Genomic DNA, 269 nt, shown 5'->3' with positions numbered 1-269 from the left:
CTGCGTCAGCCTTAGCTTTTGCTTCTGACTTAGCAGCAGCTTTCTCTTCATCTGTTAAGTCTGTACGTGCGTCGATTTCGTCGTTCTTAGCCTTCAGAGCTTCGTCGATGGCTTGCTTAGCTTCTGTCTTAGCCACTGCACCTGGATTTACTGAAGTGACTTCTGCAATTCCAGTTGACTTTGCTTGGTCAACTTCTGCATTTGTTGTTGCGTTGTCGATGGTTGCTTTCACTGCGTCAGCCTTAGCTTTTGCTTCTGACTTAGCAGCA

At 46.8% G+C, this 269-nt stretch carries 1 protein-coding gene; it reads right to left on the bottom strand.

Going from position 1 to position 269, the window contains the following annotated elements; translation table 11 throughout:
• On the bottom strand, positions 1–269 hold a 269-nt coding region (locus JQ843_RS05370; RefSeq protein WP_203213083.1), incomplete at both ends, for a DUF1542 domain-containing protein.

Origin of the sequence: Streptococcus mitis (genome assembly GCF_905187495.1) — a bacterium.
Taxonomy (GTDB): Bacteria; Bacillota; Bacilli; order Lactobacillales; family Streptococcaceae; genus Streptococcus; species Streptococcus mitis_CU.
The sequence above is the reverse complement of the archived record's forward strand: the minus strand, read 5'-3'. Positions and strand labels throughout refer to the sequence as shown.